The organism is Desulfovibrio sp., from assembly GCF_009712225.1.
GTDB lineage: Bacteria > Desulfobacterota > Desulfovibrionia > Desulfovibrionales > Desulfovibrionaceae > Desulfovibrio.
The window spans coordinates 24,822-48,731 of record NZ_WASP01000004.1 but is presented as its reverse complement, the minus strand read 5'-3'; the positions used below and the strand labels follow the sequence as shown (position 1 = coordinate 48,731).

Sequence of the window (23,910 nt, the reverse complement as noted above, 5' to 3'; positions counted from 1 at the left end):
CCAGCCCGCCATAACAGCCGCAAATTCATTGACACCGTGTGATATTTGCTCGTAGATATCGGCCAAAGACGCGCTTTAGAACTCATACCGCCCATTTTTTTTAACTTTCAGGATTCTTACCGGATGCAGCACCCAAATTCCAGTTCGGCAGCACACTCTAGTTCCAGTTCTCACAGTTTCAGGCGTAACAGGATAGTGCTTGTCAGCCTTGTCATCATGGCTGTCATGTCGTGGTTCTGCGCAATGACCCCGTGGATAAGCGACGATTATGCTTTTTCAAAAAACGGGGCTGGCCTGTGGACGACACAGGTCAAGGAATACATGGAATGGAGCGGCAAGTTTATTGGGCATTATATGGCCCGAGTGCTGCTTTCCGGCCCTGAGTGGGTACACCCGGTGCTGACTCCCATCATGTTCATGCTGCTTGTTGCGAGTGGCACACTGCTGGCCCTTGGAGCGCAGTGGCGTGAGCGGCTGAGAGCATGGCACCTTGTGGTGGTGGCCGGTCTTATATGGATTGCCCTACCCGCATTCGGCACGGTTTTTTTCTGGCGCACGGGCACGGGCGATTACGGGTACAGCCTCACATGGGCCACACTCTTTCTTGTTCCCTATCGCATGCTGGCCGACAGGGCGGATTTTCGTCTGCCGGGCGGTGTTCTCTTCGTATTTGCGGGCATTCTGGCGGGCTGGAGCAATGAAAATGTGGGTATGCTGGCCCTGCTGACTGCGCTGGGGGTAACCGCATTCCGCTGGCGCGCATCGGGCCGCGCACACCTGTGGGCCGTGGCGGGCATAGCTGGCGCTGCCCTGGGTTGGGGCATGATGATGGCGGCCCCCGGCAATGCCATTCGTCTGGCCGCAGTGGGCGGCATGGAAAAAATTCCTCTGGCTTCCATGAAGGCTCTGCTGCGTTTTATGGAGTTCTGGAGCACTGAACAGCTAGAAATGCTGCCCTATTTTCTCGCGGCACTGCTGTTTGCGTGGATGCTGCGCCGCAGGGGGCTTCTGAAGCCTGCCGTGTGGATACCGGCAATGGTCTTTTTTCTTATGGCTCAGGCCAGTCTTGCGGCCTTTGTCGCCAGCCCCTCCACCCCATTTCGGGCCATGAGCGCCACCTTCTTTTTTACCGCGCTCTGTCCCTTTTCGCTGCTGGTGGCTCTCAACCCCACAAGCCTCAAGGCCCGGGCGCTTTTTGTCATTTTTTGCGCCCTGCTGTTTTCGAGCGTGCTGCTCGAAGCCCGCGTTTTTCTCACGGCGCGTTCAGTAACGGGCGCACATCCCCAACAATCCCTCGGCAATATCAATTACCCTGAAACCGACAAATATTTCTTTCCGGGCTATGACATCCGCCAGATCAACCTTTATTCGGAGAACTGGCGCGAACTCGTTCCCTGGGATGAAGCCAGCACCCTGCAGATTTACGAATCGCCCGACGCCAGAGCGCTGGTTCTGTGCAACATTGTCTTTTTTGAAAACCTTCCCCAAGGCGAGGTGCATGTTGGGGCAAGAGTGCACACGTCCACAACCAGCAGTCTGCTTCAGGGGTTGGCGCGCGCATTGTCTGAAGGCCGTAACGAAGGCGTCATTTCTGCCGGGGCCGTAGCCCTGCGGTATTTTCCCGCCAGCGCCGACGTTACGGACGATGGCAAGGCCGCTGTGCACATTCCCGGAATCAAATCTGTAGACGACATTGCCTGTATCGCTGTAAAACAACCCGGCAAGCCTCTTGTCTGGCGCCGTGTTACGATTGCCCGGCAACAGAACTGACCACTTCGCGCATACGCTCCCTACGGAGGAAGAATATTGTCCCGTTCGGCCCCCCTGCTGGCACTGGTTGTTCCCTGCTATAATGAAGAGGAAACCCTGCCGCGTACTCTTGATGCCCTGGCAAGCCTTCTGCATGACCTTAAAAGCAAGGGTAGCGTTCATCCCGACAGTTACACCCTGTACGTCAACGACGGCAGTCGTGACCGGACCTGGGAACTGCTGGAAGAACGCCACGCCGCTGATCCCTCATGCAGGGCCGTGAGCTTTGCCGCCAACGCAGGCCACCAGAACGCCGTTTGGGCGGGCATGATAACGGCCCGCGACTGGGGCGTGGACTGCATCATCAGCCTTGATGCCGACCTGCAGGACGACATCGCCGCCATACCCGAAATGATCGCCAGCTACACGGCTGGCAACGACATTGTTTACGGCGTGCGCAATGACCGCACCACCGACACGGCCTTTAAACGCCGTACGGCGCACATGTTTTACGGCTTTATGCGCTGGCTCAAGGTTCCGCTTATCCCTGACCATGCCGACTACCGGCTGGTGGCCCGCCCGGTGCTGGAAGCTCTGGACGAAGTGCACGAGCAGAGCCTGTTTCTGCGTGGGCTTTTTCCCGCTCTGGGCTTTAAGAGCGCTCAGGTGTTCTACATGCGCCAAAGCCGCACGGCTGGCGAAAGCAAGTATCCTTTCTGGAAAATGGTTTCTTTCGCATGGAAGGGCATTACAGCGTGCAGCGCGGCCCCCCTGCGCTTTGCGGGCCTCATGAGCATGATCTGCATGATGGCGGCCATTGCCTTCAGCGGAGTTTCGCTGCTCAAGTACGCCATGGGCGAAACCATTCAGGGCTGGACATCGCTGATTATCGTGGTGTTGCTGCTGGGCTCGGTGCAGCTTTTCTGCCTTGCGCTGGTGGGTGAATACCTTGCCAAGGTCTTTACCGAAGTGCGCCGCAGGCCCCGCTATATCATCGCCAAAAAGCTCTAGGCGCCAACGCGTAAAGCGGACGCCCTCTCGCGCGGCAGCTGTCTTTTCATCTGCCAACGCAAAAGCCCGGCTGTAGCCGGGCTTTTGCGTTTTCATCTTTTCGTCAGCAAATCAGGCGTAGTATTTGCCGGTGATTTCACCAATCGTGATTTCAACCACCGCCGTCATTTTAAGCATATTGGGGGGATGCGCCGCCCCGGCGTGCTGGGGCGTATACTTGGCCACAACAGCATCAAGTGCGGCGGTCTTGACAGCGGGGTCTTCCACCACTGCCGCATGACCGGTAATAATCACGCTCTGGTAGGCGGTATTGGTGTCGCAGGGAGTGTCGGCCTGAATAAACCGGTGCGGACCTTCCACCTCAAAACAGACCCTGGAGTCCGCACGCAGGTTTTTCAGCTTCTGCCCGGCCGCCAGACCGTGAAAATAGACGCGCCCGTTCATACGCACAAAGTGCACCGGGGTCACATAGGGAAAACCGTTGTCGCCCAACGTGGCCAGGTGCCCCACTTCTACGGAATCCAGCAGGGAATCAATCTGCCCGGCGGTCAACGGATGCTCTTTCATACGAATCTGCATTATTCCTCCAATATAGTTGTAAGGAGCATTGCGCGAAAACCTGTTCCTGCATGCGTGCCCTGACCAGACAGAACGTTACGGCACGACGGTTAGCAGAACAGGATATCGGAAACGCACCCGAAAAAACTTCAGGACAAGGCGCAGGCGTCTGCTGCAGATGCAACCTGCAACCGCCGCGTCTATACACCGTATTCCCGCAGCTTGCGCCACAGCGATGACCGGCTGATACCCAGCATGTCTGCCGCCAGCGTGCGGTTGTCGCCCGCCAGCTCAAGGGCATGCAGAATGTGCTGCTTTTCCATCTCGGCCAGAGGAACCAGCGATGCCGACGAATCTGCTTGCGATGGAGCACCTGTTGCTGCTGTCTGCGACACGGGAACAACCACAGTCTGCCCTCGTGTTGGCACAGACACGTCTACCACTGGCAAAACTCCACGGTCCCACACCTCGCGCACCTCGGGGGGCAGGTGCGCAAGACCTATGCTGCCGCCCGGTGGGCAGAACACCGACGCCCGCTCAAGAATATTGGCCAGCTCGCGCACATTGCCGGGAAAGGGATACTGCCGCAGGGCATCCAGTGCGCTGTCGTCAATATCCAGCGGCACGGCCCCACCCTGCTCCGCCAGCCGCGCCAGAAAAAAGCGCGCCAGCAGGGGCACGTCTTCGGCGCGACTGCGCAGGGGCGGCAATTCCTGTGTGACCACGGCCACGCGGTAGTACAGATCTCGGCGAAAACGTCCCGCCTCTACCTCTTCCTTGAGGTTGCGATTGGTAGCGGCGATGATGCGCACGTCCACGGGTATGTCCACCGTACCGCCCACGCGGCGCAGATTCTGCTCCTGCAGTACGCGCAACAGTTTGACCTGCATGCCTGAGGGCATTTCGCCAATTTCATCCAGAAACAGCGTGCCGCCGCTGGCGGCTTCAAACAGACCTTCCTTGCGCCGAACTGCGCCAGAAAAAGCCCCCTGCTCGTGACCAAAAAGCTCGCTTTCAAGCAGCTCTGGCGAAAGCGCGCCGCAGTTCACGGCCAGAAAACGCCTTCGCGCCCGCTGGCTCTGGGCATGCATGGTGCGGGCGGCCAGCTCTTTGCCGGTACCTGTTTCACCTTGCAACAACACGGCCACATCGGTGGGGGCAAGACGCATGAGCGCCTGCCGCAGGCCGCACATGGCGGGTGACACGCCCACCATCTCCGGCACCGAGCCGCTGGCCTCAAGCTGGGCGCGCATCTGGGCAACCTGCTGTCGCAGGCGGCGCTTTTCCAGCGCGCGGGCCACCAGCATGCGGGCTTCTTCCAGCGAATAGGGCTTGGCAAGATAGTGAAAAGCCCCCAGACGCATGGCCTCCACGGCATTTTCGATCATGGGGTAGCCGGTGACCATGATCACTTCCACATCGGGCTTGCTCGATCGCACCGCCTTGAGCACTTCCATGCCGTTCATGCCCGCCATGGCGATATCGGTAATGACCACGTCAAATTCCTGCTCGGCCAGCAGGGCAAGGCCTTCTTCTCCACTACCCGCCTGGGCCGATTCGTGCCCGCCGCGCTCAAGGGCGCGCGCAAGGTTGGCGCGGGCCATGCGCTCGTCGTCAATGATCAGCAGCCTGCCACCCGTGCGTGGCGTCGCCTCGCGGGCATTGCCGTTGTAGGAGGGCTGTTGCTCCTCAAGGCGAAAACGTTCCGTAGTCATGCGTCTGCTCCTGAAACCTCGGCACCCAGCCGCGCCGCCAGCGGCAGGCGCACAGTAAAGCACGCTCCCTGGCCCGGCTGGCTCTGCACTTCAAGAGTACCGTTGTGCTTGCCCACAATGCCAAAGGCTATGGACAGGCCAAGCCCTGTTCCTTCGCCCACGGGTTTGAGACTGAAAAACGGGTCAAATACCCTGCCCAGATACTGCGGTTCAATGCCCTTGCCCGTGTCGCTCACGCGCAGCTCGGCCATACCCTCAGCTTCGTCCACCTGCGCGCTTATGCGCACTTCACCCTTGCCGTCCATAGCCTGCGCGGCGTTGAGCAGCAGGTTGATAAGCACCTCTTGCAGGCGCTGGGCGTCCACGGGCAGCTCAAGCCCTTGTGGCACATCCACCTCAATACGCACGCCCGCGCCCATGTCGTGGCGCACCAGGGCCACAGCCCTGCCCACTACGCCTGCCAGCTCATGCCGGGCCACGGTAAATGGCCGGTCACGCGCAAAATCAAGCAGGCCGCGCACAATGTCACGAGCGCGCACAACCTCGGCCTGAATTTCGTTCAGCTGCGCCGCCACATCCGTCGCTGCGGGCATGGGCCGTACGCCCAGGCGGGCGTCGTTGACGTCTTCGCCCAGCAGCTGGCAGCCCATGGAAATATTGTTCAGGGGATTGTTGAGCTGGTGGGCCACGCCAGAGGTCAGCACCCCCAGAGAGGCCAGCTTTTTTTCCTGCAACAGCAGGGCATGACGTTTTTCAAGCTCTGTGGCCATGCTGTCCAGCGTCTGGAGCACGTGCCGGGCCTCCTGCTCCAGCTGGGGCGGGGGCGGCGGCAGAGGCATGCCCGCGCCCACACTGCGGGCAGCACTTTCAATGGCTGCCAGCGCGCGCACAATGTGCCTGCCTATCAGCCAGGCAAAGCCGATGCCGCAAGCCAGCAAAGCCCCCACGGCAGCCAGCAGCTGGGAGCGCAGGTTGCCCACGGCGGTAAAGATGCCCTGACGCATGCGGCGCACTGCCGAATCGGCCAGTTCGCTCAGGCGCTGCCCCTGATCGGTAAGGGCCGCGCCGTCTGACGGCTGGTCGTCCAGCAGGGCCTCGTAGGTTCCGATACCCTCAAGCAGCAGGTCGAGGTTCCGGTGCGCGCCGTCGCCCACCCGGCGCCCCATGGCGGCATTATAATCCTGCCCCACGGCGGTGGCCCGCTCACGCGTCAGTTCCACAAAACTACGCAGGGCGGCCAGATCGCCTTTTCTGCCGGGGAACAGCTGCAAATTCTTTTCGTACCTGCGCATTTCAAGCACGTCGCTGCGCAGGTCGTCCACCATGTCTATGAGGCGCGCCGCGCGGTCGATACGCCCGAGATCATAGCTGGCAATGCCGCCCAAAAGCAGCAGCATGACCAGAAACAGCCCCGTGCCGACAGCGATCTTGCCGCGAATGGTATGCCAGACTGAAAAATGCGGAAGCATGCGCACACCCCCGCAGGCGCATTGTTTCATATCTGCGCCTGACGTTGTTTCAATATGCAACAGCGTACAAAAATAAAACAGTCCTGACAAGCCTAGAGCGGCAACAGTTTGCAGCGCCTGGCCTGTCGGGGCATGCCATAATGCAACAGTTGAGGGGGACGCCAAGGTGCGCGTTTACAAAAAAATATCCTTTTAAAACGGCATGTTACATTTTGAGCTTTTTGGCACAATAGTTGTAATTGCCCATGCAGGAGGCCGACATGAATACCCTGCAAAAAACGATGGAAAACTGGTTTACCGCCGTGGCTTATGCCGACGCGGGCCAACCCGGCTGGACAGACGATTTGTGGAACATCAACGGCAAGGCGCAGCCCGCAGCGCTCAAGCAGCTGCTGCTTTTCGGCGCGGGCAGCATACTCATGTATGTGCTTGCCTTTACCAATGCCGACACCTTTGCCGCCCTGTGCGCAAAGGGTGGACTGTGGACAGCCCTGCCCATAGCCTCGGTGCTGCTGCTCTCGTACGTGCACGGTCATTTTGCCGGCGCATTGTGGGAACTGTGCGGCATTACCGGCGTGCAGAAGCAGGCCGCAAAGGCTGCCCCCAAGGTTGCCGTGCGCCAGACTGCCACGCCCGCTCCCCGTATTGACACCACCGCTGTGGTGCACGGCTAGCAAAACGTTTTTTACAGGGCCGGGCTGCGCCGCCGCCCGGCTCGTACCATTGGTTGAGCGGCGACATGCCTGGCTCTGGGCCAGCGCAAACACAGTACGCCCCGGCAAGCATGCCCGTGGAGGTTAACATGGATCTGCTCAGTCTTGACCCGTCGCAATTCATAACGCTCACGCCTGTTTCCATAGCCTTTTTGCTGGCTGTGGGTTTTGTGGGCGGGCTGGTGAGCGGTTTTATCGGCTCTGGGGGCGCATTCATTCTCACCCCCGGCATGATGGGGCTTGGCGTTCCCGGGGCCGTGGCCGTGGCCAGCAACATGTGCCACAAGTTTCCCAAGGCCATGGTGGGCGCTATCAAGCGCTACCGCTTCGGCCAGGTGGACGTCAAGCTGGGCATGGTCATTGCCGCCACTGCGGGCATTGGCGTGCAGATCGGCATCCGTATCCAGCGATTTATTCTGGACAACTGGGGACAGGCCGGTTCCGACCTGTACGTGAGCGTTTCGTTTGTGGTGGTGCTGGTTGTTGTGGGCAGCTATGTTCTGAAAGATGCCCTGCGCTCAAGCCAGGCCGGGCTTGACGACGACGAGGGCACCCCGCCCCTGGCCAAAAAGCTTCAGGCCATTAACCTGCCACCCATGATTTCCTTTCCCAAATCCGGTCTGCGTATTTCGCTGTGGTTCACCCTGCCCGTGGGCATCGCCACTGGCATGCTGGCAGCAACCATCGCCGTGGGCGGTTTTGTGGGCGTACCGGGGCTGATCTATGTCATCGGCGTGCCGGGGCTGATCGCTTCAGGCACAGAGCTGGTCACCGCCTTTGTCATGGGCCTGTGCGGCTCGGTAAACTGGGCCATGCACGGCATGATCGACATCCGGCTGGTCTTCATCATTCTGGCTGGTTCGCTGTTTGGCGTGCAGCTTGGGGCCATCGGCACCACCTACGTCAAACCCATCATGATCAAGTACGTCATGGCCGCCATCATGCTTATCGTGGCCGCCAGCCGCATTGTGGCCCTGCCGGGCTACCTCAACGCGCTGGGCCTCATCCATATGGGGCCGGGCATGCTGTACATCTTCAAGGTGGTCAGCTTTGTGACCATGTGTGCCGGCCTGCTCGTGGGTGCGGGCATGATTCTTGGCGGCATGTGGCGCGGCCAGCAGCGCAATCGCAGAGAGGCCGCTCTCGGCAGCGCCGCATAAAAAGCAAATCTCTTCTCCTCAAACCTATAGCCAAAAGGGGAGGTGCATTGCGTCTGCACCTCTCTTTTTTGTATTTTTTACGGCGGACAAGTATCCAAGAGTTTTCCTGCCCATTGCGTATTTCGCCCATTTCGATATTATTCAAAAAATAACGTAAAAGAATATTTGTCCCCCGTCATGCCCCCCCGCAGGAGGAGCTATGCGCATGTTCACGCGCAGCCTCAAGGCGCAATTTATTGAGGCCTTCACCCTGCTTATTCTCCTTTCCTCATGCTTTCTTGCGGCCATCACGGGGCGAGAGGCCAGCAGCGAGGCACGCTATGAACGCGGGCTGTTGCTGACCAACCGCGTTCAGTCACTTGCCAAAGCCCTTGACCAGTCCATGTGGTTCTGGATCAAGGAAGTGGACACCTTGCGCCACACCATAGGCCTGATCGGCGGCGATATGGACAAGGTTGCCACCGCCGTCAACCGCCTGCAGGACACCATGCCCGCCTTTGCCTGGATTGGGCTCATGAACCCCAAGGGGAAGGTGCTCGCCTCCACAGACGGAGTGCTGCAAGGCACTGACCTTTCCATCTGCGCCATCTTTCGCCAGGGCAAAAACGGCCTGTTTGTGGGCGATGTGCGCAAGGCCACCCTGCTTGCCCAGCTGCTGCCCCACCCGGAAAATACGCCGCTCAAGTTTGTGGACATAAGCATGCCCATTGGCGAAGGCGAGCTGAAAGACTGGGTTCTGGTGGCCCACCTGAGCTGGACATGGGCCAGAGAGGTTGAGGAATTCATTCTGTCTGGCGAGGGATCAGACACAGGCACAAAAATCATGGTTCTTGGCGCGGACGGCAGCGTCATACTTGGCGGCGGCAACGACGCGCAGCCACTTTCCCTGCCCCTGCTGCAACGGCTCGAAGATGCGGATTCCGCTTGGGCCGTGGAACCATGGCCCGACGGAATCTCCTACCTCACCGCCGCCGTCAGGTGTACAGGATTCAAGGATTATGACGGCTTGCAGTGGAGTGTGGTGGCACGGCAATCTCTGGATACGGCCTACGCGCCGGTGCGCAAGCTGGTATCACGCATTCTTGTGGCCGGTCTGGTGCTGGCCGCGCTGTTTGCCCTGGTAGCTGGCTATACAGCCAGAAAGGTCATTGCCCCTCTCAAAGCCCTCACCCTTGCGGCCGACAAGCTCAGCAAGGGCGAGCGAGTTACTATTCCGCGCAATGAGGGCATACTGGAAATCGAGGTGCTTTCGTCCTCGCTTTCAACCCTGGTTGAAAACCTCACCCGAGCTGAAAAAGACCGGAACCGCATCCAGTACGCCGCCGAGCGTGATTCACTGACGGGCCTGCTCAACAGGCACGGGCTGGCCGCCCGCCTGGACGAATCCATGCCCGAACTGCAGCTCAATCATGGCGTAGTTGAACTTTTATACATGGATCTGGACGGCTTCAAACCAGTCAACGATACCTACGGGCACCACGTGGGCGATGCGGTGCTGACCATCCTTGGCCAACGGCTTTCGGGCTGTCTGCGCAAGGAGGACGTGCTTGTGCGCCTTGGCGGCGACGAGTTTCTGGCCCTGCTGAGCCACCGCGACAGCACACCCGACATCATGCGCACAGTGCGGCGCATACGTGAAACCGTGGGGTCGCCCATTGCCACCGACGGCCTGTTGCTGCACATTGGCATCAGCATTGGGCATGCCACCTGGCACTGTACGGAAGAACCGGTAGAAGAAGCCCTGAAACGGGCCGACAATGCCCTGTACATCGCCAAACGCTCGACAAAGGTCTAGCGGTTAGGCAGTCGTCAGGCTTTCCACCAGCGTTGAAGACAGGCGCATGCCCCAAGGCCGCAGCAGGCCGCACCGATAGCTTCGCTCGCGGCAAGGATCAACTTTCTCAAAATCTGTATCAAGGGGAACCAAGGGTGAAGATGCTACTCAAGTCTGTCTGTCTCGCTATGTGCGGCACGGCTTTGCTGACCTGCTCAAACGTTGCGGGCGCTGCCGAGATAAATGTTGCCGCCACCGCAGGTTTTGCCTCTGCCTACAGGATACTCGGACCGGAGTTTGAAAAAACCACGGGCAATACCCTCAAGACAGTGTGGGGCCCCTCCATGGGTGATACCCCCAACACTATTCCCCACCGCCTTGAACGGGGCGAAGATATCGATATCGTCATCATGGTGGGCAACGCGCTGGACAAACTGGTCAAGGAAGGCAAAATCGAACCCACCAGCACCGTAGTGCTGGCGAGCTCTAAGGTTGCGCTGGCTGTGCGCGCCGGTGCGCCCCTGCCCGATATATCCACCGTGGAAGCCCTGAAGCAGACCCTGCTCAACGCCAGCAGCATTGCCTATTCCGACAGTGCCAGCGGCACCTACGTTTCCAACGTCATGATCCCCAAGCTGGGCCTTGCTGAGGCGCTCAAGGACAAGATCCACATGATTCCTGCCGAGCCGGTGGGCAATGTGGTGGCCCGTGGCGAGGAAGAGATTGGCTTTCAGCAGCTCAGCGAACTCAAGCCCATTCAGGGCATTCAGGTTGTCGGCCTGATTCCTGAAGAAGTGCAGCTAGTGACGCTGTTTTCTGCCGGTATCGTCAAGGGAGCCAAAAATCCTGAGGGCGCGCAGACCCTGCTGAAGTTTCTTTCTTCACCGCAGCATGCTGGCACCATTGACGCCACAGGGCTGGAAGCGGCCAGCCGCTAGCTCTTGACGGCCCAAATTCAAGGCCCCTGTCCGTTGGCGGGCAGGGGCCTTATGTTTGATCAGGGGGCAGCTCAGGCCTCGTTATGTTCCTGCAGGTACCGCAGGCACTTGCCCGCTGTAGCAAAATTCTTGCGCAGATCCGCATAGTCCGTGACCGTGCGTGCTCCGCCCCTGTCGTACAGTACAAGCCCACCAGCAAAGGTATCCACATCATCCGGATCATGGCTGATAATCACGGCCGGAATGGTCAGATTGCCGATGAGTTCAAGCAGTTCTTCGCGCAGACGTTCTCGCAGCAGGGGGTCGAGAGCAGAAAAAGGCTCGTCCAGCAGGAGCAGCAGCGGATCGGCATTGAGCGCCCTGGCCAGCGCGGCACGCTGGCGCTGCCCCCCAGAAATCTGCGAGGGCAGGTGTGCTGCCAGATGCCCTATGCCCAAACGCTCAAGCATGGCCAGCGCCTTGTCGCGCTCTTCGGCGCGCACCTTCCAGGGCCAGCAGCCCGTGTTGGGGTAGGCCACATTTTGCAGCAGGCTCAAGTGCGGAAACAGCGCGTAATCCTGAAACATGTAGCCGATGCGCCTTTTTTGCACAGAAACAAAAATATTCTGCGCGCTGTCGTACAGCGTACAATCGCCAATGCGTATGTGCCCGGCATCGGGCCGTGTGAGCCCGGCCAGACACTGCATGGTCAGCGACTTGCCAGAGCCGGAGGGGCCAAAAAGCACAGCGCACTTGTGCTCGTCGCCAATGTCGTAACGCACATTGAGGCTAAAGGGCGTTACCCCGTTCCTGAAGCATTTTTCCAGATGCAGGGATAACATCAGCGCCACCTCCTGAATCTTACCAGCAGCTCTGCGGCCATAAGCAGGCTCACACACACGACCGAGGTGATGACCACAAGCCACGATGCCTGCAGGTCATTGCCCGCCTGAAAGGCATCGTAAATGGCGAGGGCCAGGGTTTGGGTCTTGCCGGGAATGTTGCCAGCGATCATCAGGGTTGCGCCAAATTCGCCCATGCCGCGCGCAAAGGCCAGCATGATACCCGCAAAAATACCCTTCCAGGCCAGCGGCAGCGACACGCTCACAAACACTCGCCACTCGGACGCGCCAAGGGTTCGCGCCGCGTCTTCAAGGTGTTTGTCCACCTGTTCAAGCGCCGCGCGCGCCGACTTGTAAATGAGCGGAAAAACCACCACCGTGGCGGCCACCACCGCGCCCTGCCATGAAAATATCAGGTTGATGCCAAGCTCTGCCAGTCCGGGGCCAAGCACCCCCCGCCGCCCCACCAGCAAAATCAGGTAATAGCCCAGCACCGTAGGCGGCATTACCAGAGGCAGAGAGCACAGTGCGTCCAGCATGGCGGGCAGCGGACCACGCTTGCGGGCCAGCCGCCAGGCTGCCAGCGTTGCCACAACAAAGGAGACCGCCGTGGCCGCTCCGGCCACGCGCAACGAAAGCTCAAGGGGGCTCCAGACAAATGCAAAATCAAAATCCATGTCTATCCCCCTGCCTCATCACCGCAACACAATAAAAAATTCAGGCGGCTGCCGCTTCTGCCAAAACGGCAACCGCCACCAGTGAGCTCAACCAGAATCAGGTTTTACCCCACAGGATCAAACGCAGCTGCCGTTACGGCTTGGAAAAACCATACTTGGCAAGCACGGCCTGCCCTTCGGGCGAAAGCACAAAGTTCAGAAATTCCTGACCCATTTTGGCTTCCTTGCCGGTGGTGACCACAGCAATGGGGTAGCTTACAGGATCATGCCCTTCCACAATCATAACCACGTCTACCTTGTCGGCAAGCTGCTTGGCATCGGTGCGGTAAACAAAGCCCGCGTCCACTTCGCCTCGCGCAACGTAGTCCAGCACCTGACGCACACTGTTGCCCATGATCAGCTGGGGTTGCAAGGCCTCCCACAATTTGGCGCTGGTCAGTGCATCCTTGGTGTAGCGGCCAACCGGCACAGATTCGGGGTTGCCAATGGCAACGCGCTTGAGGGCCTTGAGGTCTTCAAGCTTGGCGGGCTTTTTGGAACCGGCGGGCACGATAAGCACCAGATCGTTGAGTGCAAAATTCTTGCGGGTGGCGGGGTCCACAACCTTGGCCGTCACGGCCTTGTCCATGGTGGCCTGATCGGCAGAGGCGAATACGTCAACAGGCGCGCCTTCCTGAATCTGCTTGAGCAGAGGGTTGGAGGCGGCGTAGTTGGTGTTTACCTGCAGGCCCGCATGCTGCTTTTCAAACAGACCCTTGATCTCGGTAAAGGCATTGGTAAGGCTGGCCGCAGCAGAAACGGTCATTTCCGCCGCCTGAGCGGGAAGACTGAGCAGGGCCACGCAGGCCAGTGCGAGTACGATGCGGCCAAATGCCCCACGAACCTGAGCTGTCTTTTTCATGAAGTTCCTCCGTGCGCCAGATGCGCTGTTTGTACGCTCACAGTACAGAAGCCATGCGCGCGGGCAATGTAGTCGCGTTTATTCACAAAAGCGTGAACACTGTACAACAAGGGGGTTTTATTTGTATAAGACCTGAAAACTGACGGGATGCTGCATGGAAAAAAACAAAAACCGTGAGGAAATGGCCGCGCTTTTGCGCTCGCTCTCTTCCGCAGACAGAGCCTGGCTGCGCCAGAGGCTCATGCGCCGCGATTCTGCCGCGCTGCTGCAAGACACCGGTCGCATCAGCCCACGAGAACTGCTTGCCGTGGAAACGTGGCTGTGGGAGCGCGCAAGCGCCGCCCGCGGCCCCCGTGAAAAAAGGCCCCGCCTGCGCATGTGGCTTATCTTTATGCTGCTGCGCTATGCGGCCCTGCGGCTTGTGGAAATTTTTGAAATCATGCCCTCGCATCTCGATTTTCAGGAGGGTGTCATCCGGGTTCCCGGCACACAGGACACCCCCGGGCGCGAGGTGCCGCTGCCGCTGACCATCAGCCGCCGCCTCAAACGCGTGCTTGAAGACCCCGCGCTGTTTCCTGAAACCCGCGAACTCATGCGCTGCGACGCAAGCTATGTACGCCGCTGTCTGCAACAGTGCGGTGCCGCCTGCGGGCTGCCCAAGGGCCTTCTGAGCGCGCGTTCACTGCGCCACACCCGTGCCCTTGAACTGGGGCGGCAGGGCCTGCCCCTGCCCGTGGTGGATATTTTTCTGGGCCGGCGATCCGCGCCCGGCCAGAGCGGCATTGTCCGCTGCGACCCGCAGGAGGCCAAGCGCCTGCTGCGCGAACAACTGCAAAGGGAGCGACCCATGAAAACAAGTGCACGTAACGTTTTTCAGGGGCGCATTACCTCATTGCGGCAAAGCGGCCTGCTGGTCGAAGTGGTGCTGCGCACCGCAGGCGGGCTGCGCGTTTCGTCCCTTATTACAGACGAAAGCTGCAAGACTCTGGCACTCAATGAGGGCAAGTTGGTCAATGCCAGCATCAAGGCACCGTGGGTACTGGTGCAGGGGGGCGAGTTGTCGCCCAACAGCTCTCGTCCGGCAGAAAACTGCTTCACCGGCGTGGTGGAACGCGTGAGAGAGGACGATATGGTGGCCGAAATTCTGGTGGCCCTGAGCGAAGGGAGCCAGGTGTGCGCCCTGCGCAACCGTGGGCCTGAAAATCCCATCAATCTTGTGGCTGGTCAGACTGTTACCGTGTTTTTCAAGGCTTTTTCCGTCATTCTGACTGTGGACTAGCCTGCCAGCACAGCAAACAAAAACAGCGCCGGTTGCCATAACGACAACCGGCGCTGTTTTTGTTTGCTGTGTCAGACCCGGCAGCGTCAGGCCCACTGGGCGCGATTTTCTTCCATAAACCGCTGAAAAGCCGCAATGGCCTGGTCAATATGCTGCCCCTCGATACCTCGATAGGTAGTGAGCCGCAGATGCTCCTTGCCCATGCCCTTGGCCAGCAGGCCCAATGCCGCAAGCTTTTGCTCGAACCACTCCGAAGTTTTGCCCGAAGCGCTGATATCCAGCATCACAATATTGCTCTGCACGGGAGTGAGCACAAACTCACCGTAGGCAGCCAGCGCTGCGCCAAGACGGCAGGCGTTTTCGTGATCTTCAATGAGCCGGTCAATGCCCGTTTCCAGGGCCACAAGCCCAGCCGCCGCCATTATGCCTGCCTGACGCATGCCGCCGCCCAGAAGCTTGCGCGTCTGACGGGCCCTGGCAATAAAATCGCGCGAACCGCACAGCACCGAGCCAACGGGCGCGCCCAGCCCCTTTGAGAGGCAGAACATCACGCTGTCGGCACAGGCTGCCAGACTGGCCGCCTCCACCCCCAGAGACACAGAAGCGTTGAACAGCCGCGCCCCATCCATATGTACTGGCACTGCCGCCTTGCGGGCCGCCTTAGCCAGCGCCTGCTGCCGCTCGAGCGCCACGCAGATGCCGCCCCCGAAGTTGTGGCTGTTTTCCACACAGGCAACCTTGATGCCAGGAGCCGCGCAGGCTGCTGCAAAGGATGCCACTTCCGGCATACCCTGCGCATCCCGCCCGTACATCACCGGCCGGAGGCCCAGGAATTTTTCCATAAAGGGCGACTTTTCGGTGCGGTACACGTGCAGGTCTGGTTCCAGAGCTGCGGCATCTCCCCTTTCACACCATGTGGCAAGGGCCACCAGATTGGCCATGGTCCCCGAGGGGCAGAACAGCGCGGCTTCCTTACCCAGCAGATCGGCTGCGCAGTCTTCCAGCCGGTTTACCGTGGGGTCGGCACCGCGACCTTCCGCATCCACACGGCCATCGTCGCCCACTTCGGCCATGCGCATAACCGCGCGCATGACCTCTGTGGGGACTGTGAGGGTGTCACTGCGTAAATCGACAAAGGGCATTTCTGTATTCATTGCTGTCAAGCCTATACGGATTCTTCCACCGGTTCGTAGGCAATGCCGGCCCAGCGCATGACCAGCTTGACCGCTACGGTATTGCTTACCACGTTGACGGCGGTGCGCCCCATGTCGAGAAAGGCATCCACGCCCGCGATAATGGCCAGAGCCTCCACGGGAACGCCGATGGTGGTCAACACCATGGCTATGGCCACAAGACCGCCCGAAGGCACGTTGGCGCTGCCCTTGCTGGCAAGGGTCGTCACCACGATGATGGAAAGCAGAGTGCCGGGATCAAGCGGAATGTTATAGGCATCGGCCAGAAAGCCCACGGCCAGAGCAAAATACATGATGGAACCGTCGCGGTTGAAGGCGTAGCCCAGAGGCAGCACCACCGAGGCAACGGCCTTGGGAACGCCCATTTCCACCAGCTTTTCCATGTGCAGGGGCAGGGTCGCCTCGGACGAGCGCGTGGCAAATGCCAGGATGACGGGTTCGCTGACAGCCTTTGCGGTCTGGAGGGGGTGCTCGCCAATAGCGAACATCAGAAGCGCAAAGAGTACCAGCAGCACACCAAGCCCCAGATACATGACCAGCACCAGCTTGAGCAGAGCCAGAATGGTGTGCATGCCCTGCGTGGAAAACAGCCAGGCAATGATGGCAAAAATGGCGATGGGCGACAGGGCGATGATCCAGCCGGTGAGCTTGAACACAGCGCCCATGAGAGCGTCAAGCACGTCCACCAGCGGCTTTGCCCGGCTGCCGATAGAGGCGAGGGCCAGCCCCAGCAACACCGCAAAAACAAGCACCGGCAACAGGTTGGTTCCAGCCATGGCTGCCACCACGTTGGAGGGAATCATATCAAGAAAGAATTTTGTCCAGTTGACCGTGGTGTTGAGGTTTTTGGGCAGTTCGGCGGTGTGCGAAAGGTTGACCCCAACGCCGGGATGAAACATGCCGTTGAGCGCTAGGCCGATGACAATGGCCACCACCGTGGCAATGAAAAAATAGAGCAGGCTGATGACAGAAACCTTGCCCAGCTGCTTGGCGCTATTGCCCATCTGGTAAATGCCAAGCGTGATGGCCGTGAAAACCAGCGGCACAACGATCATCTTGATGGCCTGCACAAAAGCCGTGCCCACGGGCGCCAGCGCCTGGGAGAAATGGGGGGCCAGAAAGCCGCACACCACGCCCAGAACAAGGCCGAGAACCATCTGAATTGGCAGCGGTATGGGTCGCTTTTTGCCGGTTGTTGTCATTTCCATCGCCTCTCTTCCCCCTCTGTTCCTTGCACGTAACACGTCGAATGATGCTCAGCGGCCAGGGTTAGCCAAGCACTGCGACCAGTGACCGCAGCTTTGCTTCCATGGCCTTTTGCAGATGATCCCAGACAAGCTGGTGAGCCAGGGTTTGATTGCGATCCAGAATGGCCGTGCCGATGGCGATGTGTTCCTTGATCACCACGCGCGTACGTTCCGCATCGTAATTTTTGACGCGCTGCATGGCCAACGAGTTTTGCACGCGCACGTCTGCATACAGTTTTGCCAGCCGCGCATTGCCCGCAGCCTGAAAAATGGCCTTGTGAAAGTCCCAGCCGATACGCTGCGCTTCAAAGGTATCGAGCTCCGGCCCGTCGGGCAGAGACTCCAGATCGGCCATACAGGCGCGCAGCTCGGGACTGCCGCCTTTCTCCGCCGCCAGCTTTGCGGCCATGCCTTCAAGCGCCAGGCGCACCTCGTGGATTTCCTTGAGGTCTTCGACAGAAAGGCGCTGCACAAAGGTTCCCCGCAGGGGCACGCTCATGAGCACGCCCTCGCGGCACAGTTCCTTGATGGCTTCGCGCACGGGAGTGCGGCCAAGTTGCAGGCTTTCGGCCAGGCTGCGTTCCGAAAGTTCCTCGCCTGGGCAGAGCTGCCCCTGCGAGATCATGGAACGGATAGCTTCATACGCTGTGGATGATGCCTTGGTGTTTATCTGCTTCATGGCTGGTATACCAGCACAAAGCCAAGTGAATGTCCATACGCGCGCGGGCCTCACGCGCTTTGATCAGCATAATTTTCAGTGGTACGGATTTTTTGACCAAAAAAAAATTCGTTCAGGAACAAGCAATTATTATGAAACTAGTGTACTCTCACTCTGGCCGTAAGCGAGCCTTCGAACTCCGGGGCAGGAAGAGCACGCTCTGACACTTGACCCGATCAAAAATTGGCTCTGACGCAGCCAGAGCCGAAAAAGACCGCCGGACACACATCAGGGGAGTCACAGGCCTTGCCTTGCCATAAATCCCGTGCCCCCAGCGCCCGCCGCAGATCGCCCAGCAGACCGCGCTTGTCCGTGGCCCATATGGGGGCCACCAGCTCGCGAGGGGCCGGGTCGCTCTGAAGGCGGTGAATGACAATGGTGGAGGGGATGCGCGGCAGAGCGGCGCAGAGCATGTCCACGTATTCATCGCGCCAGAGGGGATGGTAGAGGCCTGCAGCGTACTGGCGGGCCAGTTCTGTACCCTTGGGAACAAACACGTTGTGCAGCTTGAGCCCCTTGATGGGCAGCGAGAGCGCCCAGTCGAGGCTTTGCAAAAAGTGGCGCTCGTTCTCGCCGGGCAGACCGGCCATCAGGTGAACGCACACGGCTATGCCCCGTTCTGCGGCCATGCGCACGGCTTTTTCGCCGTCAGCGGCAGAATGCCCCCGGTTTATGCGGGTCAACGTATGGTCGTGAACCGTTTGCAGGCCCAACTCCAGCCACAGGTCGCAATCGAGGGCCGCGAGGGTGTCGAGCTTGGGGTCGTCAAGGCAGTCGGGGCGGGTTCCCACGGCCACGCCAAAGCAGTCGGGCAGGCTGCGAACGTTATGGAGCAGTTGTTGCAGGCGTTCTTGTGGCCCATAGGTATTAGAGAAGGATTGCAGATACGCAACAAAGCGCGTATTGGGGTCGTCCCGCAGGTACACGGCACGCAGGGCATTCCACTGCTGCAACAGGGTATCGCCCCGTTTTGCACGCCCCGAGCCAGAGCCGTTGGCATTGCAAAACGTGCAGCCAGAACGCGAAAGAATACCGTCGCGGTTGGGGCAGGAAGCCCCGGCATCAAGTGGAATTTTTTGCACCCGGCAACCGCACCTGTGATTGTAGTGGGCGGCCAGAGTATGCCAACGCTGCATGTTTACATGCCTTGGGGGCTTATATCCGCAGCTGCGGACGGGACAAATATTTTAACCCTGCGTCCACCGTCTTGACTTCATGCCGGTTTTAGCAGAACAGTTTTCAGCCTGACGTTACCAATTCCAACAGCGCCCCCCACTCCAGGCCTATTCGCCTCGCCGGGTGTGGGTGCTGTTTCAACATGACGGTAAGGTAGCACACCAGCACAGCGAGGCAAGTTAGACTAATGTCCAAAATTCTGGATTTCGCACTAGGACTGTTTTCCAATGACCTGGCCATCGACCTGGGCACGGCCAATACCTGCGTCTACGTTAAGGGGCAGGGAATTGTGCTGCGCGAGCCCTCAGTGGTAGCGGTCAAAAAAGATCCGCGCGGCAATAACGTGGTTCTGGCCGTTGGGCATGACGCCAAGCGCATGCTGGGCAGAACCCCGGGCAATATCTGGGCCATCCGGCCCATGAAAGACGGCGTTATCGCCGACTTTGAAGTTACCGAGGCCATGCTGCGCCACTTTATCGCCAAGGTTCACAATTCGCGGCGTCTTGTACGCCCGCGCATCATGATCTGCGTTCCCACGGGCATCACCCAGGTGGAAAAGCGCGCAGTGAAAGAATCGGCCCAGTCTGCCGGCGCACGCGAAGTGTACCTCATCGAAGAACCCATGGCCGCTGCCATCGGCGCCGACCTGCCCATTCAGGAGCCTACCTCCAACATGGTGGTGGACATCGGCGGCGGTACCACGGAAGTGGCTGTCATATCCCTTTCGGGCATTGTGTACTCGCGCTCGGTGCGCGTGGGCGGCGACAAGATGGATGAAGCCATCATGACCCACGTCAAGCGCAAGTATAACATGCTCATCGGTGAATCTTCGGCTGAAGAAATCAAGATCAAGATCGCCTCTGCCTATCCGCTTGATCCGGAACAGCAGATTGAGGTCAAGGGCCGCGACCTTGTGACGGGTATTCCGCAGAACATCATCATCACCTCCGAGGAAGTGCGCAAAGCCATTTCCGAACAGGTGGACAGCATTGTTCAGGCTGTGCGCATCGCCCTGGAACAGACCCCGCCGGAACTGGCGGCGGATATTGTTGACAGGGGCATTGTGCTGACGGGCGGCGGTGCGCTGCTCAAGGGCCTTGACCAGCTGCTGCGTGAAGAAACCTCGCTGCCCATCACCGTTGTGGACGATCCCTTGTCCACCGTGGTTATGGGCACCGGCAAGGCGCTGGACAACCTGCACATTCTCAAAGAAGTGTGCATCGACTAGAACCGACTGTCCTCGCGCCCCTGTGCGGCTGACGCAATGCCGGAACATCGGTTCCGGTTCTGCGTCGCTGGCACAGGGGCGCGGTTTATTCTGCACTGTTTTTCAGGGCATCGCACACCAGAAATGCCCGGCAAGGCTGCCCACAGCCTTGCGCCACGTAACCCCGGCGCACCCTGTACGCACTGGTGACGGTGATGTGAGCGTGACCTGCACCCGTGAAGCGTACGAGCGTTCAGGGGTAATCTGCTCTAGGAGCTTCGGCCAGTGACATTGCGGCGTCTTCTCCTCCTCGCGGGCGTTTTGCTCATCCTGTTTCTGGGCATGTATTCCTGGAACCAGCGCACGCGCTTTCTGGATGACATGGCCGCCAAACTGGGGCTGGAAATAACCGGCGCGGTGCTCTCGCCCATCCGCTCTGCGCAGGACACAGCAGAGAACATGTGGGACCGCTATTTTGACCTGGTGGGCGTTCGCGAAGAAAACGAGGTTCTCAAGCAGAAGGTGGCCGAGCTTGAAGCCCGCCTGCTCGCCAATGGTGAAGACCTGGCCGAGCTCAAACGCCTGCGCGCCCTCGTGCAGTTGCCTGTTGACCAGACGTGGCGCCCCCTTGGTGCGCGCGTGCTTTCTGGCCGCATGGGCCCCAACGCAGTGCTTGACAGCATCACCATCAGCCGTGGTTACAGCACGGGCGGCCGACCCGGCACCCCGCTGGTGACGCATCTGGGCCTTGTGGGCCGTGTGCTCAAGGCCAGCGCCCACAGCTCCATCGTGCTGCTGCTCACCGATCCCAGCAGCCGCATAGCCGTTTTTTCGCAGGAGAGCCGCGCTCCCGGCATTCTCATGGGCATGGGCACGGGCCAGAAGCTTGAGGTCAACTTTGTGCAGCGCGATGCCAAGGTAAAGCCCGGCGAAATCATCATCACCTCTGGTCTGGATGGCAAGTATCCCAAGGGTATTCCCGTTGCGCGGGTACTGCGCGTGGCCCCCTCGGACTACACCCAGTTCATGGCCATCAAGGCCGAGCCTCTGGTTGACCTGCAGCACCTGGAAGAAGTGCTGCTGCTCGAACCCACCGGCGCACCGCGCCCGCTCGACCTTGGCGACGCACCCAAAGAATTTGTGGGGCCGCCCGCGCCCAAAAGCGCAACACCATGAGCAAGTTGCGCAGCCTCGCATGGTGGCTCTGTTTTATGGCCGCGGCCATTGTTTTGCAGGCAGCCGTACCGGGGCTTGACGTGCTTACGGTTGGTCTGATCATCCTGCTGCAGGAGCGTGACTACAAAAACATGCTCTGGCTGCTGCCCCTGTTTATTCTGCTGCAGGAAGGCATGGGCACGCGCCCCTTTGGCGCTGTCATTGTCTGGTACGCGGCTGTGGTTCTGCTGTTCAAGATGGGCCGCTGGCTTTTTGAGGTGGAAAACTTCATTTTTGTCTTTCTGCTTTCTGCCTGTCTGGGCGCTGCCTACTATGGCGTGGCCTGGCTCATGTCACCCTTGCAGAACCTGCCCTTCGACGTGCAGGGAACCCTCGACAGAAGTCTGATACAGGCCATCTTTGTGCCTTTCGCCTGGCGGCTGTTGGTGGCCACCCGCCACTGGAACCCCAATGATCAGGAAAACTGACAATACCTCTCTGCTCGCGCATAATGACAAGGGCGCGCACAAGGGCATTCGCTCCTGGCTCAAGATTCAGGTCGAGAGCGAGGGCTATCAGCCGCCGCGCGCTGGCGCCATCCTGCTTCAGGTCATGGTGGGCCTGCTGTTTTTTGTGCTGGTGGTGCGGTTCTGGTATCTTCAGGTTCACCGGGGCGAGGAATTCGCCCGTCAGGCGCAGGACAACCGCCTGCGCATCGAACGCATCTTCGCCCCGCGCGGGCGCATACTCGACGATAAAAGCAAGGTACTGGCAGACAACCGCACGGCCTACGGTCTTTCCATCGTGCGCGAAGACTGCCACGACATCCCCGCCACGCTTGCGCAGATCAGCGAATGGTCGGGCATTCCCCTCCAGCAGGTCTGGGACAAGTTTCGCCAGGATCGCTTCAAGGTCAAACCCTTTGAACCACTTCTGCTCATCACCGATATCGACTTTGATCTGGTGGCGCGCATAGAATCCGAAATCCATGAATGGCCCGGCCTTGAGATTGTGGTGCGCACCAAGCGCAGCTACCCCGAGCGCGAGCTTTTCGCCCACGTGCTGGGCTATGTGGCTGAAGCCAACGAACAGGAAATGGCCAGCGACAGCGCCCTTGCCATGGGCGACCTTGTGGGCAAGCAGGGGCTGGAACTGGAGCTGGAAAAACAGCTGCGCGGCCGCAAGGGCCTGTACGACGTGGAAGTGGACGCCCACGCCCGCGTGCTTGGCAAAACCCTGCGCGAAGAACCGCGCGGTGGCCACGAAATACACCTGTCGCTCGACGACGGCCTGCAAAAGGCCGCGTGGGACGCCCTTGGCGGCGAAGCAGGCTGCATTGTGGTCATGGAGCCCGACAGCGGCAAGCTGCGCGCCCTTGTTACCTCGCCCGCCTACGACAACAACCTGTTTGCCGCAGGTATCTCGCAGCGGGACTGGGACGCCCTGCGCACCAACAACCGTTTTCCGCTTCAGAACCGCGTTATCCAGAGCGTGTACCCGCCCGGCTCGGTATGGAAGCTCGTAATGGCCACCATGCTGCTGGAAAAAGGGGTCAACCCGCGCGAGAGCGTTTCCTGTGCAGGTCAGGTCAAACTGGGCAACCAGATATTCCGCTGCTGGAAAAAGGGCGGCCACGGATCTGAAGACATGGTGCATTCGCTCATCGACTCGTGCGACGTCTACTTCTACCTGATGGGCGACCGCATGGGCATTGACAAGATCGAGGAATTCGCCAAGGCTTGCGGATTCGGACGGCCCACAGGCATTGACCTGCCCCATGAAAAATCGGGCCTTGTACCCTCGCGTGACTGGAAGCGGCGGCGCTTTGGCCGCCCCTGGACACGCGGTGAAACGTACAATGTGTCCATTGGTCAGGGCTATACCCTGGTTACCCCTGTTCAGGTTGCCGTGTTTGTTTCGGCCCTGCTCAACGGCGGCGACCTGCTCAAGCCGCAGCTGGTGGACGACGCCACCCGCGAGGTACGCGGGCGCGTACCCGCCAAGCCTGAAACGCTCAAATTTGTGGTCGAAGCTATGCGGCGTACTGCCAACGGCGGCACAGCCAAGGTTGTGGGCCGCAAGGACGCCGACATGGGCGGCAAAACCGGCACGGCCCAGGTTGTCAAACTCAAGATGGCCGCCGGTGACCGCCGCCTGAAGACCTCGGAAATGGAATACGCGCAGCGTGACCATGCGTGGATTGCCACCTGGGGAGTCAAGGACGGCAAGTCCTATGTGGTTATTGTCATGGTAGAGCACGGCGGCGGCGGTTCAAGCGTGGCCGGTCCTGTGGCGCGCAAGGTGTACGATTATCTTTTCGGCCCCGACCCCAACGCGCCCATGCTCGCCCTGCCAGCCCCCACCCCCGTGGTGGACCAGGCAGCCGACTAGCCAGCCCGGCGCGGCGCCGCCCGCGGGCTGGCGCGCATCGGCGCCTTCCGGGCGTTTC

The 23,910-nt window shown here is 59.8% G+C and carries 21 protein-coding genes; 11 read left to right on the top strand and 10 right to left on the bottom strand.

Annotation, left to right across the window (positions count from 1 at the left end):
- Window positions 1–123: 123 nt before the first annotated feature.
- Both F8N36_RS03715 and F8N36_RS03710 read left to right on the top strand, forming a co-directional pair.
- Window positions 124–1,770: a DUF6056 family protein gene (locus F8N36_RS03715; protein ID WP_291331454.1), complete on the top strand. Its 1,647-nt coding sequence runs from the start codon at window positions 124–126 to the stop codon at window positions 1,768–1,770.
- A gap of 36 nt (window positions 1,771–1,806) precedes the next feature.
- Entirely contained in the window at window positions 1,807–2,760 is a 954-nt protein-coding gene (locus tag F8N36_RS03710; RefSeq protein ID WP_291331453.1) for a glycosyltransferase family 2 protein, read from the top strand.
- A gap of 111 nt (window positions 2,761–2,871) precedes the next feature.
- On the opposite strand, the gene F8N36_RS03705 is transcribed toward F8N36_RS03710, so the two are convergent.
- The 3 genes from F8N36_RS03705 to F8N36_RS03695 form a co-directional block, all read right to left on the bottom strand.
- Entirely contained in the window at window positions 2,872–3,339 is a 468-nt protein-coding gene (locus F8N36_RS03705; protein ID WP_291331452.1) for a pyridoxamine 5'-phosphate oxidase family protein, read from the bottom strand.
- Between the two features lie 179 nt (window positions 3,340–3,518).
- Entirely contained in the window at window positions 3,519–5,033 is a 1,515-nt protein-coding gene (locus F8N36_RS03700) for a sigma-54 dependent transcriptional regulator (RefSeq protein WP_291331451.1), read from the bottom strand.
- The gene (locus tag F8N36_RS03695; protein ID WP_291331450.1) at window positions 5,030–6,532 is read right to left on the bottom strand and encodes an ATP-binding protein; all 1,503 of its coding nucleotides are present in this window, start codon (window positions 6,530–6,532) and stop codon (window positions 5,030–5,032) included. Before F8N36_RS03695 ends, F8N36_RS03700 begins: the two co-directional genes overlap by 4 nt.
- Window positions 6,533–6,762: 230 nt before the next feature.
- Between F8N36_RS03695 and F8N36_RS03690 the strand changes: the two genes are divergently transcribed.
- The 4 genes from F8N36_RS03690 to F8N36_RS03675 all read left to right on the top strand — a co-directional run bounded on the left by F8N36_RS03690 (window position 6,763) and on the right by F8N36_RS03675 (window position 11,087).
- Window positions 6,763–7,176 (top strand): hypothetical protein, encoded by a 414-nt coding sequence (locus tag F8N36_RS03690; RefSeq protein ID WP_291331449.1) that lies wholly within the window; start codon window positions 6,763–6,765, stop codon window positions 7,174–7,176.
- A 128-nt stretch (window positions 7,177–7,304) separates the two neighbouring features.
- Window positions 7,305–8,375, top strand: coding sequence for a sulfite exporter TauE/SafE family protein (locus F8N36_RS03685; RefSeq protein WP_291331448.1), 1,071 nt, complete (start codon window positions 7,305–7,307; stop codon window positions 8,373–8,375).
- Window positions 8,376–8,574: 199 nt separating this feature from the next.
- On the top strand, window positions 8,575–10,170 hold the full coding sequence (locus tag F8N36_RS03680) for a diguanylate cyclase (protein WP_291331447.1): 1,596 nt from the start codon (window positions 8,575–8,577) through the stop codon (window positions 10,168–10,170).
- 140 nt (window positions 10,171–10,310) lie between these two features.
- The gene (locus F8N36_RS03675) at window positions 10,311–11,087 is read left to right on the top strand and encodes a substrate-binding domain-containing protein (protein WP_291331484.1); all 777 of its coding nucleotides are present in this window, start codon (window positions 10,311–10,313) and stop codon (window positions 11,085–11,087) included.
- Between the two features lie 71 nt (window positions 11,088–11,158).
- On the opposite strand, the gene F8N36_RS03670 is transcribed toward F8N36_RS03675, so the two are convergent.
- From F8N36_RS03670 to modA, 3 genes are all read right to left on the bottom strand, one after another.
- The gene (locus F8N36_RS03670) at window positions 11,159–11,908 is read right to left on the bottom strand and encodes an ATP-binding cassette domain-containing protein (protein ID WP_291331446.1); all 750 of its coding nucleotides are present in this window, start codon (window positions 11,906–11,908) and stop codon (window positions 11,159–11,161) included.
- Window positions 11,908–12,585, bottom strand: a complete 678-nt coding sequence (gene modB, locus F8N36_RS03665) for a molybdate ABC transporter permease subunit (protein WP_291331445.1) — start codon at window positions 12,583–12,585, stop codon at window positions 11,908–11,910. The genes F8N36_RS03670 and modB overlap by 1 nt, the downstream gene beginning before the upstream one ends.
- 133 nt (window positions 12,586–12,718) lie before the next feature.
- Window positions 12,719–13,486, bottom strand: coding sequence for a molybdate ABC transporter substrate-binding protein (gene modA / locus F8N36_RS03660; protein ID WP_291331444.1), 768 nt, complete (start codon window positions 13,484–13,486; stop codon window positions 12,719–12,721).
- A gap of 154 nt (window positions 13,487–13,640) precedes the next feature.
- Between modA and F8N36_RS03655 the strand changes: the two genes are divergently transcribed.
- Entirely contained in the window at window positions 13,641–14,765 is a 1,125-nt protein-coding gene (locus tag F8N36_RS03655; protein WP_291331443.1) for a TOBE domain-containing protein, read from the top strand.
- Window positions 14,766–14,851: 86 nt separating this feature from the next.
- Here F8N36_RS03655 and F8N36_RS03650 read toward each other — a convergent pair whose 3' ends face one another.
- The 4 genes from F8N36_RS03650 to F8N36_RS03635 form a co-directional block, all read right to left on the bottom strand.
- A complete protein-coding gene (locus tag F8N36_RS03650) occupies window positions 14,852–15,919 on the bottom strand; it encodes a GntG family PLP-dependent aldolase (protein ID WP_291331442.1) in 1,068 nt (355 codons plus the stop codon).
- An 11-nt stretch (window positions 15,920–15,930) separates the two neighbouring features.
- Entirely contained in the window at window positions 15,931–17,166 is a 1,236-nt protein-coding gene (locus F8N36_RS03645; protein WP_291331441.1) for a dicarboxylate/amino acid:cation symporter, read from the bottom strand.
- 61 nt (window positions 17,167–17,227) lie between these two features.
- On the bottom strand, window positions 17,228–17,884 hold the full coding sequence (locus tag F8N36_RS03640) for a GntR family transcriptional regulator (protein ID WP_291331440.1): 657 nt from the start codon (window positions 17,882–17,884) through the stop codon (window positions 17,228–17,230).
- Between the two features lie 215 nt (window positions 17,885–18,099).
- Window positions 18,100–19,059 carry a TIGR01212 family radical SAM protein gene (locus tag F8N36_RS03635; RefSeq protein WP_291331439.1) on the bottom strand — a complete coding sequence of 320 codons (960 nt, stop codon included), beginning with the start codon at window positions 19,057–19,059 and terminating at the stop codon, window positions 18,100–18,102.
- 227 nt (window positions 19,060–19,286) lie between these two features.
- On the opposite strand from F8N36_RS03635, the gene F8N36_RS03630 reads away from it, so the two are divergent.
- The 4 genes from F8N36_RS03630 to mrdA all read left to right on the top strand — a co-directional run bounded on the left by F8N36_RS03630 (window position 19,287) and on the right by mrdA (window position 23,852).
- Window positions 19,287–20,327 (top strand): rod shape-determining protein, encoded by a 1,041-nt coding sequence (locus F8N36_RS03630; RefSeq protein ID WP_136400742.1) that lies wholly within the window; start codon window positions 19,287–19,289, stop codon window positions 20,325–20,327.
- A gap of 264 nt (window positions 20,328–20,591) precedes the next feature.
- Window positions 20,592–21,482, top strand: coding sequence for a rod shape-determining protein MreC (gene mreC / locus F8N36_RS03625; RefSeq protein WP_291331438.1), 891 nt, complete (start codon window positions 20,592–20,594; stop codon window positions 21,480–21,482).
- Complete coding sequence (locus tag F8N36_RS03620; RefSeq protein ID WP_291331437.1) at window positions 21,479–21,949, top strand: hypothetical protein; 471 nt, start codon at window positions 21,479–21,481, stop codon at window positions 21,947–21,949. The genes mreC and F8N36_RS03620 overlap by 4 nt, the downstream gene beginning before the upstream one ends.
- Window positions 21,933–23,852 (top strand): penicillin-binding protein 2, encoded by a 1,920-nt coding sequence (gene mrdA / locus F8N36_RS03615; RefSeq protein WP_291331436.1) that lies wholly within the window; start codon window positions 21,933–21,935, stop codon window positions 23,850–23,852. Before F8N36_RS03620 ends, mrdA begins: the two co-directional genes overlap by 17 nt.
- Window positions 23,853–23,910: the final 58 nt, after the last annotated feature.